11 protein-coding genes are annotated in these 14,845 nt (G+C 69.5%); 6 read left to right on the forward strand and 5 right to left on the reverse strand.

The genetic code is table 11. The features are described 5' to 3' along the window. Nucleotides 1-37 precede the first annotated feature (37 nt). Nucleotides 38-4,168 carry a PAS domain-containing protein gene (locus tag BSZ36_RS16360; protein WP_143536940.1) on the reverse strand — a complete coding sequence of 1,377 codons (4,131 nt, stop codon included), beginning with the start codon at nt 4,166-4,168 and terminating at the stop codon, nt 38-40. Between the two features lie 346 nt (nt 4,169-4,514). Here BSZ36_RS16360 and clpB point away from each other — a divergent pair, with 346 nt between their 5' ends. Together clpB and BSZ36_RS16370 are read left to right on the forward strand one after the other, a co-directional pair. After that, nucleotides 4,515-7,211 (forward strand): ATP-dependent chaperone ClpB, encoded by a 2,697-nt coding sequence (clpB, locus tag BSZ36_RS16365; RefSeq protein ID WP_094551395.1) that lies wholly within the window; start codon nt 4,515-4,517, stop codon nt 7,209-7,211. Between the two features lie 311 nt (nt 7,212-7,522). After that, nucleotides 7,523-7,924: a hypothetical protein gene (locus BSZ36_RS16370; protein WP_094550899.1), complete on the forward strand. Its 402-nt coding sequence runs from the start codon at nt 7,523-7,525 to the stop codon at nt 7,922-7,924. Here BSZ36_RS16370 and BSZ36_RS19535 read toward each other — a convergent pair. Beyond that, nucleotides 7,921-8,061, reverse strand: a complete 141-nt coding sequence (locus BSZ36_RS19535; protein ID WP_179271235.1) for a hypothetical protein — start codon at nt 8,059-8,061, stop codon at nt 7,921-7,923. The genes BSZ36_RS16370 and BSZ36_RS19535 overlap by 4 nt on opposite strands. Nucleotides 8,062-8,161: 100 nt before the next feature. On the opposite strand from BSZ36_RS19535, the gene BSZ36_RS16375 reads away from it, so the two are divergent. Beyond that, nucleotides 8,162-8,974 (forward strand): DUF1206 domain-containing protein, encoded by an 813-nt coding sequence (locus BSZ36_RS16375; protein ID WP_179271236.1) that lies wholly within the window; start codon nt 8,162-8,164, stop codon nt 8,972-8,974. 90 nt (nt 8,975-9,064) lie between these two features. Here BSZ36_RS16375 and BSZ36_RS16380 read toward each other — a convergent pair whose 3' ends face one another. After that, nucleotides 9,065-9,694: a hypothetical protein gene (locus tag BSZ36_RS16380; protein ID WP_094550903.1), complete on the reverse strand. Its 630-nt coding sequence runs from the start codon at nt 9,692-9,694 to the stop codon at nt 9,065-9,067. 193 nt (nt 9,695-9,887) lie between these two features. Here BSZ36_RS16380 and BSZ36_RS16385 point away from each other — a divergent pair, with 193 nt between their 5' ends. After that, nucleotides 9,888-10,931 carry a succinylglutamate desuccinylase/aspartoacylase family protein gene (locus tag BSZ36_RS16385; protein ID WP_094550905.1) on the forward strand — a complete coding sequence of 348 codons (1,044 nt, stop codon included), beginning with the start codon at nt 9,888-9,890 and terminating at the stop codon, nt 10,929-10,931. A gap of 304 nt (nt 10,932-11,235) precedes the next feature. On the opposite strand, the gene BSZ36_RS16390 is transcribed toward BSZ36_RS16385, so the two are convergent. Beyond that, nucleotides 11,236-11,589 carry a VOC family protein gene (locus BSZ36_RS16390; RefSeq protein ID WP_094550907.1) on the reverse strand — a complete coding sequence of 118 codons (354 nt, stop codon included), beginning with the start codon at nt 11,587-11,589 and terminating at the stop codon, nt 11,236-11,238. Nucleotides 11,590-11,642: 53 nt separating this feature from the next. Then, complete coding sequence (locus tag BSZ36_RS16395) at nt 11,643-11,936, reverse strand: hypothetical protein (protein ID WP_094550909.1); 294 nt, start codon at nt 11,934-11,936, stop codon at nt 11,643-11,645. Between the two features lie 297 nt (nt 11,937-12,233). Between BSZ36_RS16395 and BSZ36_RS16400 the strand changes: the two genes are divergently transcribed. Beyond that, the gene (locus tag BSZ36_RS16400; protein WP_179271237.1) at nt 12,234-13,835 is read left to right on the forward strand and encodes a GGDEF domain-containing protein; all 1,602 of its coding nucleotides are present in this window, start codon (nt 12,234-12,236) and stop codon (nt 13,833-13,835) included. A gap of 108 nt (nt 13,836-13,943) precedes the next feature. Beyond that, nucleotides 13,944-14,762 (forward strand): M48 family metalloprotease, encoded by an 819-nt coding sequence (locus BSZ36_RS16405; protein WP_094550913.1) that lies wholly within the window; start codon nt 13,944-13,946, stop codon nt 14,760-14,762. Nucleotides 14,763-14,845 lie beyond the last annotated feature (83 nt).

Raw genomic sequence — 14,845 nt, forward strand, 5'->3', positions numbered from 1 at the left:
CGCGCTGCCCGGCGCCAGAGGCCTCTGGCGTCGCCCGCTAGAGGGATTGCGGCGCGGCGCTCACGGCAGGTCCCGCGCCAGCGGCGTCGGGCTCCAGCAGGACGGCCAACGCGAGGCGGACGCGCGCCATCTCGCAGTCCAGCGCCACCATGTGCTTCATGAACGGCACGGGCGCCTCCCCGCGCGAGCCCTCGTCCATGGCCGTCGCGACCGACGCCAGGCGGTCCATGCCCATTGCGAGGGCCACGCCGCGGAGCGAGTGCGCCGCGTCGCCGATGCCCTCGCGCGAGCCCGCCGCGACCGACGCCCGCAGGTTCTCGACCGTCCCGCCGACGCGCTCAGAGAACGCCCCGACCAACTCGCGCATGAACTCCGGGTCGTCCTCGCCGATCTGCTCCAACAGGCGTGCGCGCATGTCCTGCACCAGCTCCAGCACGTCCGGGTTCGGGCCGGCCTCTGGCGCCGGAGGCGGGTCGCCAAGGCGCGTGGCTGCACCGAGGGCGGAGACCAGCGCGGCGTGCGCGATGGGCTTGGAGACGTACTCGTTCGCGCCCGCCTCCAGGCATGCCTCCCGGTCGCCCTGCATGGCGTTGGCGGTCAGCGCGACGACGTAAGGCTGGCGCTCCTCGGGAAGCTCCTGGCGCAGGCGCCGCGTGGCTTCCAGGCCGTCCATTTCCGGCATCTGGATGTCCATCAGGACGACGTCGTACGGGCGGGCGTGGAGCGCGGCGAGCGCCTCGGCGCCGTTCGCGACCGCGTCGGCGGTGAGGCCCAGGCGGCCGAGCGTGCGCAGCGCCACGCGCTGGTTGATGGCGTTGTCCTCCGCGATGAGCACACGGAGGGTGGTGTCCACCGTGGCGGCCTCTGGCGAGGCGGTGGGGGAGGCCTCCAGGGAGGCGGAAGGGGTAGAAGCGAACACGTCGACGAGGGCGTGGTAGAGAACGGAGGGCTTGAGGGGCTTGTAGAGCACGCGCGCGACGCCGATCTCCTCCGCGCGCTCGCGGAGCGACACCTTCCGGTTGATCGACGTGAGGAGCATCATGACGGGCGTCGGGCCCGGCCGGGCCGACATGATCGTCGCGAGGTCCAGGCCGTCCATCTCGGGCATCTGCATGTCCAGCAGCGCGAGGTCGAACGGCTCCTCGTTGTCGAGGGCGCGGAGCGCGTCAGGGCCGGAGGGCACCGCCAGAGGCGTCATGCCCCACTTCCGCGAGAGGCGGAGGAGGATCTCGCGGTTGACCACGTTGTCGTCCACGATCAGCACGCGGCGGCCGGTGAGGTGCGGCTGGTCCGGGCGCTGGAACACGCGGCGAAGGCCGGGGGCCACCTCGGTCTCGATGGAGAACGAGAACGTGCTCCCCACGCCGACCTCGCTCTCGGCGCGGAGCGTGCCGCCCATCATCTCCGTCAGGCGGCGGCAGATGGCGAGGCCGAGCCCCGTGCCGCCGTACTCCCGGGTGGTGGAGGCATCGGCCTGGGTAAAGGCGCCAAAGACGCCTTCAAGCGCGTCCTCGGCGATCCCCACGCCGGTGTCCTCCACGGCAAAGCGGAGCGTGCAGGCCGCTGGCGGCTGGGCGTCCGGCGGCTCGCCGCTTACGCGCACGCAGACGCCGCCGTCGTGCGTGAACTTGACGGCGTTGGAAAGCAGGTTGACGAGCACTTGGCGCACGCGCGTGATGTCGCCGAGGACCGACACCGGCGTTCCCTCGTCGATGAGGTACGCGAGCTCGATCCCTTTCTCGGCGGCGGGCTTGGCGACCAGGTCTAGCGCCTCCTCGACGCACTGCCGCACGTCGAACGGCGCCTTCTCCATGTCCAGCATCCCGGCCTCGATCTTCGAGAAGTCCAGGATGTCGTTGATGATGGTCAGCAGCGCCTCGCCAGAGGCCCGGATGGTGTCCACGAACTCCGTCTGCTCGCTGTCCAAGTCGGTCTCCACGAGGAGACTCGTCATCCCGATCACGCCGTTCATCGGCGTGCGGATCTCGTGGCTCATGTTGGCCAGGAACTCGCTCTTGGCCGTTGTCGCCGCCTCGGCGGCTTCCTTGGCCTGGACGAGCGCCGCCTCGGCGGCCTTGTACACGCGCACGTCGCGGATGTACATCGTGAACAGCGCGCGGCCCTTGCCGAACCGCAGGGGTCGGAACGTGACCTCGGTCACAATCTCCTCGCCAGAGGCCGTGAGGGTAGGAAGCTCCAACCGCTGCGTCAGCGAGCCCGTGATGCCTTCCTGGGCGAACCGCAGGAGCTTGTCGCGGTGCTCCTCGCGGAAGCGCTCGGGCACGATGTAATCGGAGAGGCGGTTGCCGCGGAGGGCCTCTGGCGAGAAGCCCATGATCCGCTCCACCGCCGCGTTGGCGTCCAGGACGGTGTCGTTCTCGTCCAGCGTGAGGATGGCGTCGGGCGCGGCGTCCAGGATGGAGCGGAGGCGCTCCTCGCTGGTGCGGAGCGCGGCCTGCGCGTCCTGCTGCGCGGAGATGTCGCGCGAGATGCCCACGAGGCCGATGATCTCATTGTCCGCGCCCCGCAGCGGCACCTTCGTGGTCATGACCGTGTGGCCGGTGACGTAGATGGACGGCTGGACGAGGTTGAGGATCGGCACGCCCGTTTCCATCACGCGCCGCTCGTCCGCCCAGTACTTCTCCGCGTCCTCTGGCGAGGCGATATCGAACACGGAGAGGTTCGTCCCCTCCTCCTTGCTTTTGAGGCCGAGCGCGTTGAGCGACGCTTGGTTGCGGAGCAGCGTTTTGCCGGCGCGGTCCTTGACGTAGATCGGGTCCGGGATCGCGTCGATGATGGTGTTGAGCAGGCGCTGCTGCTTCTCCATCGCCGTGCGGGCCGTCTTCTGGGCCGTGATGTCCCGCGTGATGCCCACCAGGGCCACCACGTCCCCGTTCTCGTCCTGGACCGGCACGCGGGACGAGGCGATCCACCCCGTCTCGCCGCCGAACGCGTACGGCTCCTCGTGGTCGATCTCGGGCTCGCCAGAGGCCATCACGCGGTCCTCCTGCCGCCAGTACTCGGCCGCGATCTCGGGGTCCTCGGACGTGTCGAACACGGAGAGCCCGACGGCGTCCTCGGGGTTCGTGAAGCCCATCCGCGTGGCGCTGTGCGCGTTGCGGAGCGTGCACTTCCCCTCGCGGTCCTTGACGTAGACGTGCATCGGGATGGCGTCCACGACGGCACGGATCAGGCGTTGCCCGGCCTGCGCCTCGTCGCGAGCGGCCACGAGGTCGGCCTCGGCGGCCTTCATGGCGGTGATGTCCCGGGCCGTGCCCACAAGTCCCACGACGGCGCCGCTGGCGTCCCGAAGCGGCACCTTCGTGGTCAAAAGCCACCGTTCCTCCCCATCGATAAGGATGGGCTCCTCGATGTCGAACATCGGCTCGCCAGAGGCGATCACCTGCATGTCGTCGGCGTGGTACTTCGCCGCCAGCTCGTCGTGCGGGAACGCCTCGTGCTCGGTCAGGCCCACGAGGTCGTCGGGGTTCTCGAACCCGAAGGCGCGCGTGTTGGCGAGGTTGCGGAGCAGCGCCCGTCCCTCTTTGTCCTTGACAAAGATGAAGTCCGGGATGGTGTCCACGATGGTCCGCAGCAGCTGGGACTGCTCCGCGGCGGCATCGCGCTGCGTGCGGTACGCGTGGCGCGTTCGGACCTGTGCCAGACCCGCGACGGAGACCAGGACGGCGAGAAGGCTGGTGTAGGAGAGGATCAGCGCCGACTGGTTCGGGTCCGCTCCCAGCACCACGAGGGGGATCGCGGACGCCGCGACGTTGATCGCGGCGGCGGTCCAGACCTGCCCGCGCGTCCTGGCGTAGGGCGCGAGGCCGAGAACGGTCGCGATCGTCGCCGTCGGGATGGCGATGGTCCAGGCCTCCGTGAGCCCGGCCAGCACGGCCAGGGTGGAGAAGTACCCATTCATGAGCGCGCCCGCGCCCAGGCTGAGCCCCCACACCTTTCTCCGCACCCAGTCGCTGACGTACGTCCCGCCCAAAATCAGGAAGAACGGCGAGGCCATCACGACCCGAAGCCAGAGCACGTCGTACTCGCTCGGCCCGACGTACCGGTACAGCCACCAGAACCCCAGAGTCGAGAACCCGCCGAGCAGCAACAGCCAACGGAAGGTGAGGAGTTTGGCGAGGTGAGCGGAGGAGCTGTCGGAAGGCACGAAGTCGTAGGGGAGATCCGAGTCAGCGGTATCGCCGGATGGCGACAATCCTGAAGCGTGTAGGCTCAGATCCTGCCGTTTGTGTCACCTGAGAAGCGCCCACACAAACCGAGCAGCGGCCTCCGGCGCGCGAAGGAGACCACGCCTCTGGCGCCAGAGGCCGCGAAACCGCCCGCCGCGCCGACCGTCTGCCACCGTGGCGGTCCGCCGCCGCCGGCACGGGCTTGGCACTCCCGTCCTGGAACAATAACGGCTGTCATGCGGGCAGGAGTCCCGCCAGCGGCCTGGATTTCGATACATGGTGGCCCGCGCCTCTGGCGCCAGCGGCCACCCATTGAACCCCGATATGAACCTCCAGAACTACACCGTCAAGGCGCAAGAGGCCGTCCAGTCGGCCATCGAGATCGCGCAGGCGAACACCAACCAGGGGCTCGAACCGCCCCACCTTCTCAAGGCGCTCCTCCAGGACGAGGGCGGGCTGGCGACGACCCTGCTCCAGACGCTCGGCGCCAACCTCGACTACATCACCACCAAGACCGACGACGCGCTAGGGAAGCTCCCCAAGGTGAGCGGCGCGAGCGTGCAGGGCACGTACCTCGGCGCCGACATCGGCCCGGTCTTCGACGCGGCCAAGAAAGAGGCCGACGGACTGGGCGACGAGTACGTCGCCGTCGAGCACCTCCTCGTGGCGCTCTCCGAGAGCCAGGGGGCCTCTGGCGACGCGCTGCGCGCGCAGAACGTGACGAAGGCGCGGCTGCTCGAGGCGCTGCAGGGCGTGCGCGGCGGCCAGCGCGTGACCGATCCGTACGCCGAGAGCAAGTACGACGCCCTGAACCGCTACGCCCGCGACCTGAATGAGGCCGCGCGCAAGGGCAAGATCGACCCCGTGATCGGGCGCGACGACGAGATCCGCCGCGTGCTCCAGATCCTCTCGCGCCGGACGAAGAACAACCCGGTTCTGGTCGGTGAGCCCGGCGTGGGCAAGACCGCCATCGCCGAGGGCCTCGCGATCCGCATCATGGAAGGCGACGTGCCCGAGGGGCTCAAAAGCAAGACCATCATGGCGCTCGACATGGGCGCGCTCATCGCGGGCGCGAAGTACCGCGGCGAGTTCGAGGACCGCCTCAAGGCCGTCGTCAAGGAAGTCACCCAGGCGGAGGGCGAGATCATCCTCTTTATCGACGAGATCCACACGCTCGTCGGCGCGGGTGGCGGCGACGGCGCGATGGACGCCGCCAACATCCTCAAGCCCGCGCTCGCCAGAGGCGAACTCCGCGCGATCGGCGCGACGACGCTGGACGAGTACCAGAAGTACTTCGAGAAGGACAAGGCGCTGGAGCGCCGCTTCCAGATGGTGCTTGTGGGCGAGCCCTCGGTCCCCGATACCATCGCGATCCTGCGCGGCATTCAGGACCGCTACGAGGTGCACCACGGCGTCCGCATCACCGACGGCGCGATCGTCGCCGCGGCCGAACTGAGCGACCGCTACATCTCCAACCGCTTTCTTCCGGACAAGGCCATCGACCTCATCGACGAGGCCGCGAGCCGCCTGCGCATTGAGATCGACTCGACGCCAGAGGAACTCGATCAGGTGGAGCGCGAGATCCGCACGCAGGAGATCGCGCGAGAAGCCGTCAAGCGCGAGGGCGATGTGGCGCAAGAGGCCGACATCACGCGCCGCCTGGCCGATCTGGAGGAGGAGCGCGACCGGCTCCGCGCCAAGTACGAGCAGGAGCGCGACCTGGTCACCATCATCAAGGAGGCCAAGGCGGGGATCGACGCGCTCAAGACCGAGGCCGCCGACCTGGAGCGCCACGGCGACTTCGGCCGCGTGGCCGAGATCCGCTACGGACAGATCCCGGAGCTGGAGACCCAGATCACCGAGGCCACAGGCAAGCTGGCCGAGGTGCAGGCCTCTGGCGCGATGCTCAAGGAGGAGGTCGACGCCGAGGACATCGCGGATGTGATCGCGCGGTCCACGGGCATTCCGGTGAGCCGGATGCTGGAGACCGAGAAGGAAAAGCTTCTCGGCATGGAAGAGGCGTTGGAGGCCCGAGTGGTCGGTCAGCGCGAAGCGGTCGAGGCCGTGAGCAACGCCGTGCGCCGTGCGCGTGCGGGCTTGCAAGAGGCCAGCCGTCCGCTGGGCTCGTTCATCTTCCTGGGCACGACGGGCGTCGGCAAAACCGAACTCGCCAAGGCCCTCGCCGAGCAGCTGTTCGACGACGAAGGCGCGATCGTGCGGATCGACATGAGCGAGTACCAGGAGCGCCACACCGTCAGCCGCCTCATCGGCGCGCCTCCCGGCTACGTCGGCTACGACGAGGGCGGGCAGCTCACCGAGGCCGTCCGGCGCAAGCCGTACTCGGTCGTGCTTCTGGACGAGTTCGAGAAGGCGCACCCCGAGGTGTTCAACGTCCTCCTGCAAGTGCTCGATGACGGCCGCCTGACCGACTCCAAGGGCCGCACGGTCGACTTCACGAACACGCTCATCATCATGACGAGCAACCTGGGCTCCGACCTCATCAAGCGCAAGATGGAGACCGCCGAGGCCTCTGGCGAGGGCACGATGACGGAGAACGAGATGGAGACACTCCGGACCGAGCTGTTCGACCGGCTCAAAGGGCAGCTCCGCCCCGAGTTTCTCAACCGCGTGGACGAGATCGTCGTCTTCCGCCCGCTCGGCCGCGAGCAGATCCGGCACATCGTCGAGATCCAGTTTGGCCGCACGAAGCAGATGGCGCAGCGCCAGGGCATCCACCTCGTCCTGACCGACGCGGCGAAGGACGAACTCGCGCGCGAGGGCTTCGACCCGGTCTTCGGCGCGCGCCCGCTCAAGCGCGTGCTGCAGCGTCAGGTGGCCAACAAGCTGGCCGAGCAGATCCTCGGCGGGCTCGTCCGCGAGGGCGACACGGTCGTCATCGACGCCGCCTCTGGCGGCGGCGTGTCGCTCTCGACCGTCCCGGCGGGCGCGGCTGCGCCAGAGGCCTCTGGCGCAGCGGTGGACGCCAGAGGCGTGCCGCTGGCGCCTGCGGGCGAAGCGTAGCGCCAGAGGCCTCCCTAAACCGGGGCTTCCCAGATCGGTGTCATCGCGAGGAGCACAGCGACGCGGCGATCTGGTGGCCCGCGCTCGGCGTCACGAGATCGCCGCGCTGCGCTCGCGATGACACCGGCTAGGAGGCACCTCACTCTAGCCTCTCGCGCCAGAGGCTGGGCAGATCCCCAACAGGCAGGCGTGAGGCACTCTCAACTACGATTCGCGGCCTCTGGCGAGACAGACTCCGCCAGAGGCCGCAGTTCGTTTGCGGCGCCGTGGCGCCCGCTCAACCTCACGCGCGTACGTGCGTTGCAGGCCCCATGCCTCCGACCGACGACTCCTGGGACCTCCCACCAGACGGCCTCTTGCAGGGCCTCATGGACCGCCATGGCATCACGCGCGAGCAGGCCATCCGCCGCGTCGGGCTGGACCCCGGGCTGGTCTCGGAGAACGCCGACGACCTCGGCCTCGTGGCGTTTCGCACGCTCGCGGACGGTGCCCGCTTCCGGCTCCACGGAATGCTTTTCCGCAAGATGCTCCCGCGGGTACCACGTGGAAGCCGCCTCGCGGTAGACCCCGAGTACGACTATGACGTGGACCGCTCGCGGAAGCACCGGCGGCCCAACGCGAAGTCCGTGGAGCCCACGAGCGGGCGGCGCTACCGGATGATGTACGTCCGCCCCGGGCACCCCGTAGAGCCGGTGACGGGCCGGGCGCGCTAGACGCGGCCTCTGGCGCCAGAGGCGCGGGCGGGATCACAAGGGGAGCGCCCCGTGGCGACGATCTGGTGATCCAGCGCTCGGCGTCCCGGGATCGCCGCGCGTTGCTCGCGATGGCATCGGTTTGGGTAGAGCATCATGCGTGGCCTCTGGCGCCAGAGGCGTGGGGAAGCCGTCCGAAGCCTCCGGCGGGATCACAAGGGGAGTGGACCTGTACACCCTATCCCTCTCTCCCTCGCTATGTCTACGCTCACTTCTCGCGCCTCGAACCGTCCTATGGAGACGGCCGGACGCATCGGCTACGCCTTTAAGGGCGTGCTCTACGTTCTCCTCGGCGTGCTCGCCGTCCAGGCCGCCCTCAGCGGCGGTGACGCCGAAGGCCAGACCGGCGCCCTCCGTGCGGTCGCCGACAACTCGTTCGGCGGCATCCTGCTCGCGCTCCTCGCCGTTGGCCTGGGCGCGTACAGCCTCTGGCGCCTCGCGACGGCCATCCTCGATCCCGAGAACCACGGGACCGACGCCAGCGGCCTCGTGCATCGCGTCGGCTACTTCGCGAGCGCGGTGGCCTACGGCTACTTCGCGTTCGTGGCCGGGCGGCTGGTGTGGGGCAGCGGCGGCGGCGGCGAGGGCGGCGGCGCGTCCGAGCAGGCGCAGACGGCGTTCGGCCTGCCGGGCGGGCGCTGGCTCGTGGCGCTGGCGGCGTGCGCGCTCCTGGGTTTTGCCGCGCGAGAGGCCTACCGGGCCTACTCCGCGAAGTTCATGCAGGACCTCGCGCTCGACGGCATCGGGCAGGACCAGCGGCACAACGTAGAGCGGCTGGGCCGCGCGGGCCTCGCGGCGCGGGCCGTCGTGTACGGCCTGCTCGGGGCGTCGCTGGCAGTGGCGGCGTGGCAGACGGACGCGAGCGAGGCGATGGGCCTGGACGCCGCGCTGGACTCGCTCCGCCAGGCTCCCTACGGCGTGTGGGTGCTCGCTGCGGTCGGCCTCGGGCTGGCGGCCTACGGCCTCTACTGCGGCGTGATGGCGAAGTACAAGCGCATCGAGAACGCCTGAGCCTCTGGCGCCAGAGGCGCTCTCCGCTCAGAAAAAGATGACGGCCTCTGGCAATTCTGTCCGTCAGAGGCCGCATCTGTTTAGCAGAGGTTAGCGGCGTTCGGCGTGGATGGCGCCCACGGCGTCGATGTCCGCGCCCGGCGTAGAGCCGCCGCTGCCGCCCTGGTTCGGGTCGTCCGTCAGACGCACGAACCGGAAGCGGGCGCCGTCGGGGCCGCGACCTGCGATGTCAAGCGACGCCGACGATCCCTCGACGCGGCCGAGCGTGATGTAGTCGCGGCCGTCGACCGAGATCTCAACCGTCGTGGCCTCCACGTCAGGACCGATCTCGAAAATGGCGATGTCGTCGCCGGGGCCATCGTAGAGGATGTTGTTGGTGAACTCGAAGACGGCCACGCCGCCGGGCGTGAGCGTCACGTAGCACTCGTCACCCGAACGGCACCCGGTCTCGTAGTCCGGTGGGCCGACCGCCTGCCACGGGTCGAGGTAGGCCTCGTTGAGATCGGCTGTGGGGCTGAACCGGTCGACGCGGTCTGCGAAGGCGACGGCTCCGAGATCGAAGCGGACAGATTCGCCCTGCGACGTGTCGTACGTCCTCGGCGTGTCGTCGGAGGCAGGGAGCGGGCGGCCCGTGGCGTCGCCGATGGCGTCGCGAGCGACCTGCTCTACCTGGGCGCAGCCGCTGGCGAGAAGAGCGAGGAAGAGGAGGGAGAAACGCATGGAGCTGGGGGAGATGTGGTGTCCCCTGTCTACAGGCCTCTAGCATGGATCCCGTCACCGTTCGCCAAGTCATTCGCTCACCCTCGCGCGGCCCTCGCGGCTCCGGAAAGCATCCTCTGATACAGCCTCTGACGCCAGAGGCCGTGCAGGACCGGTGTTTTGACGCGGGGCGGTCTGCGCGTACCCTCGCGAGATGGACACATCCTTCTCCGAGCCACTTTTTATCGGCGGCACCGCCGTCGCCAGAGGCGAGCGCACGACCGTTCGCCTGCCCATCGCGCCGCTGTACACGCTCGCCGCGATGGCGATGCCCGTCCACGTGATCCGCGGCAAGAAGGACGGGCCGCGGCTGTTCATCTCCGCCGCCATCCACGGCGACGAGATCCTCGGCGTGGAGATCATCCGACGGCTGCTGGGGCTCAAGCTGCTCAAGCAGCTGCGCGGGACGCTTCTGGCGGTCCCGGTCGTGAACGTGTACGGCTACACCGCGCGCTCGCGCTACCTCCCGGACCGGCGCGACCTCAACCGCTCGTTCCCCGGCTCCGCCAGCGGCTCGATGGCCTCGCGGCTGGCGCACACGTTTATGTCCGAGGTGGTGACCAACAGCACGCACGGCATCGACCTCCACACGGGCGCCGTCGACCGCACGAACCTCCCGCACGTCCGCGTCTCGCTGGACCAGGAGGACGCCGTCGAGATGGCGCACCAGTTCCGCGTGCCGCTCATCCTGCACTCCAACCTCCGCGACGGCTCGCTTCGCCAGACGGTCCTGGAGCAGGGCGTGCCGGTGCTGCTCTACGAGGCCGGCGAGGCGCTCCGCCTGGACGAGCGCGCGATTCGCATCGGCGTGCGCGGCGTCGTCTCCGTCATGCGCAACCTCGGCATGCTGCCCGCCATCCCGCCCACGCCCATCACCGCGCCGCTTCTGGCGCGGAGCAGCCGGTGGACGCGCGCGGAGGAGAGCGGCACGTTCCAGCTCACGCGCGGGATCGGCGCGCTGGTGGAGGAGGGCGAGCCCATCGGCACGATCACGGCGCCGCTGGGCGAGACATCTATCCCGGTCCTCTCGCGCGACAGCGGCATCCTCATCGGCAAGACGCAGCTCCCGCTGGTCTACGAGGGCGAGGCGCTGTTCCACATCGCGCGGCTGGAAGAGCCAGACACGGCCGAGGAGCGCCTGACCACCTACGACGAGCGCCTCTCGGTCTGGGAAGAGCCCGTCGACGAGGACCACTGACCGGGAGGGATAAGGGATGGACACGCCTGTGCCCTCCTCACGTCCTCGCCAGGCCTTGTGACGACGAGTCGCGGCCTCTGGCGAGGCGGGGACTGGGGACTAGGGACTGCGAGGCTCCCGGCCCGCGGCCTCTGGCGTCAGAGGCGTAGACGCCCTAACAAATCCGGTTGTCATCGCGAGCGCCAGCGACGCGATCTCTTCCAGACGAGCGCGGAGTGACGGGATCGCCGCATCGTGGAGCCTGCCCAGAGCGCAGCCGAACGGGCTCCTCACGATGACGCCAACAGGGTTTTGTTAGGCGGTCTTAGGCGAGCGTCCACACGGCGAGCTCGTTGCCGCTGGGGTCGAGAAAATGGAAGCGGCGCCCGCCGGGAAAGCTGAAGATGGCCTTCGAGACGGTCCCGCCAGAGGCCTCGACCGCTTCCAGGCTGGCCTCCAGGTCGTCCGAGTAGAGGATCGCGAGGGCGCCGCCGCCAGAGGCCCGCGGGGCCTCGGTCTGCTCCATCCCGCCGACCTCGCGCTCCGCGCCTTGAATGCCGGCGTACGTCGGGCCGTAGTCGGTAAACGCCCAGCCAAAGGCGTCGGCGTAGAACCGCTTGGCCTCGGCGAGGTCGCGGACGGTGAACTCGACGTAGTCGAGAGAATGGTGTGTGGGCATGGGCAACGGTCGGGGAGACAGCGAACCTACGCGCGGCCTCTGGCGCCAGAGGCTCAGCCCGCGCGGAGGTCGAACGTCGCGTGCGTGTGGGCCACCTCGCCGTCCACGCTCTGAAACGTGATGGAGCCGAGTGCTCCGGCGTCGCGCAGCGTGCGTCCGGCGTCGTCGCTCAGGCGGAGTGTCTGAACCAGCGAGCCGTCGGGCGCGAAGATGGAGAGGCGGAAGAGGGGCGCCTCTGGCGCCAGAGGCGCAGCGAGCGAGGCGGGAGCAGCGCAGCCAAGCGCGAGGACTCCAGCAGTGTGGCGGAGGGCGTCGCGCCGTGAGAGGAGACGGGGGCGGTCGGACATGTAAGGGGGCGTGGTGCCCTGTCCAATACGTCACCGCTGCGCTTACCGGGCCATGACCACGATGCCTGCGGGCCTCCGCGCCAGAGGCGGGCTCGGCACCGGCGGGCTGCCGAGGCCCCGGTTGGGCTCGGCGCGTCTAAAGGTGAGCGCGCGAGCCGCCGATAGGCAGTGCAGCCCCGTCTCTGCCCACACAGCCTACGAGCGGGGTGACCCACCACCACCCTCCGCATCCGCGCCTCTGGCGAGATCCGGATGTCCCGTATGAACAGCTCGCGGCTCCCTAACATCCATCAAAGCGTGTGGATAAGCGCTGCGCTCGGGGTGGGGATTGCGGCTCTTGGTACTCACGTGGAGGTTGTGGCGCAGGGAGGTCACGGCATCGCGGCGTGGGCGGCGGCACAGGCCGAAACCCCGCACTTGTGGGCGCTGGACGCGCTGCCTTTCGTGTTCGGGATGGCCGCGTTTGGGCTCCGCGCGCGGAGCCGTGCGTTCCGAGGGCACGCGCTCTGGTCGCTGACCGCCGCCTTGGTGCTCGTCTCCGTCTCCGCGTTCGCGTACGCGCTGGAAGAGGAGCGGCGGGCGGGCGCGCACCTGACCGCCGTCAACGAAAGCGGGTCCCTGCGGTACCGGAGCCTCCACGTCCCCGCGCTGATCCGCGAAGGGCAACCGTGGGAAGCCGCGCGGGACAACTTTGAAGCCGTGCTGCAGCGGCTCACCACGCGCTATCCCCAGGCAGGCGTGGGGGTAGAGGCCCGGTGGCAGGTGTATGACCAGAGCCTCCGCGAGACCGGGACGGTGGACTTCCAGGCCGTAGAGGCGCTCCGGTTGGCCGCCGACCGAATGACGGCGGCCATCGAGGCCGAAGGGCGCGTTCACTCGGACCGCGCCGCGCTCGGGTTCGTGGTGGGCCTGCTCGGCATGATGGTGTCCCTGGGGGTGGGCATCGCGATGCTGAACCGGATGGGCCGGATCCAGCGCAGCCTGGCCAAGAGCGAGCGGCAGTTCCGCGCCACGCTGGACAACGCGCCCATCGGCATGGCGATCGTGTCTCTGGAGGGCCGCTTTGTCAGCGTCAACCGGGCGCTCTGCGAGATGCTCGGCTACGACGAAGCGGACCTGATGGCCGCCGACTTTCAGACCATCACGCACCCGGGCGACCTGAACGCGGACCTCGAAAAGGTCCAGGGCCTTATCGACGGGCGCGAGACCTCGTACCGGATGGAAAAGCGGTACGTCGACGCCAGAGGCGAGACGGTCTGGGCCCAGTTGGACGTCTCCATCATCCGCGACGAGGCCGGGCGGCCCGTTCACTTCATCTCGCAGATCCAGGACGTCACGCAGGCCCGCGCCTCGACGCTCCAACTCCAGTACCTCGCCACGCACGACGCGCTTACGGGCCTGGCCAAGCGCGCCGTCCTCGCAGAGCGTGTCCAGGACGCCATCGATCTCCGCGCGCGCACGCCGTCGCACAGCTACGCGGTCCTCTTTATCGACCTCGACTCGTTCAAGGAGGTCAACGACACGTACGGCCACGCCATCGGGGACGAGCTTCTGGCGATGCTCGCCAAGCGGATTCTGAGGTGCGTGCGCGAGACCGACGTGGTGGCGCGCGTCGGCGGCGACGAGTTCGCCGTGCTGCTCAACGGAATGGTAGCGGAGGGGACGGCGGTGGAAATGGCGGAGCGGATTCAGGGCGCCCTCGCGTCCCCCTTCGCGCTGACCGGCGGACTGCAGTTGTTCTCCGGCGCCAGCATCGGGGTCGCGCTCGGCGCCGACGCCTACCGCTCCTACGAGGACGTCCTCCACGACGCCGACCACGCGATGTACGCCTCGAAGGAGCGGCGGAAAGGCGGGGTCGCGGTTTACTCCGGGAGCGACTCGGGCCTCGCCGCCGTGTAGGGGACGCAGCCGCCCGAAGCCCGCCCGAGGCTTCTGGCGCAGGGTTCACCTCTGCTGGAAGCCCAGCGCAGGCTCGCGCGTAGGCAGGCGCCCCTCCGTCCCGCTTCCGTGCGCCTTTTCGTCTTCGCCCTCGTTTTCGCGGCCATCCCCGGCTGCACCTGCAACCCCAACAGCGTCAACCGCGGCGACCTCAACCTCGTCTCGCTGGACGACGAGTGGGAACTGGGCCGCCAACTCGCCGCCGAGGTCGACGCGCAGGTGGCGCCTCTGGCGGACGCCGAGGTAGAGGCGTACGCCGACGCGATGGGCGCCAGCCTCGTGGCTGAGACCGAGCTGTCCGACCGCGCGTGGACGTTTACGGTGATCGAGGACCCGGCGGTCAACGCGTTCGCGCTCCCGGGAGGGCACGTGTACATCCACAGCGGCCTTGTCGCGGCGGCGGAAAGCGAGGCGGAACTGGCGAGCGTGGTCGCGCACGAGGTGGCGCACGTGGTGGCGCGGCACAGCACGGAGCGGATGGTGAAGGCGCAGGGACTGAGCGTCGTCGCGGGGCTCGTGCTGGGCGACGATCCCGGCATGATCCGCGAGATCGTCGCCGAACTCATCGGGCAGGGTGTGCTGGCCCGGTTTTCGCGCACGGACGAGACCGAAGCCGACGCGCTCGGCCTCCGCTTTATGGCCGAGGCGGACTACGACCCCGACGGCATGGCGGCCATGTTCGAGACGCTGCTCGCGCTGCGCCAGAGGCAGCCGGTGCTGTTCGAGCGCTGGTTCGGTACGCACCCGCTGAGCGAGGACCGCGTCGAAGCGGCTCGCGCTGGCGCGGCCGAGTGGGACGGCTCGGGCTGGGGCGGCGACCCGGCGCGCTTCGAGGCCGCCCGCCGGCGCGTGCTCGCGCGGACCCCAGCAGCGCCTCTGGCGATGTAGGCGTGCGCCAGAGGCCGGGCGTTTTTTGCCCCCGCCTTGCTTCTGCGCGCGCCGCTCTCTACTCTTCGGGCGACTCCTTCCGC

It is taken from the genome of Rubricoccus marinus, from assembly GCF_002257665.1.
Classification (GTDB): domain Bacteria; phylum Bacteroidota; class Rhodothermia; order Rhodothermales; family Rubricoccaceae; genus Rubricoccus; species Rubricoccus marinus.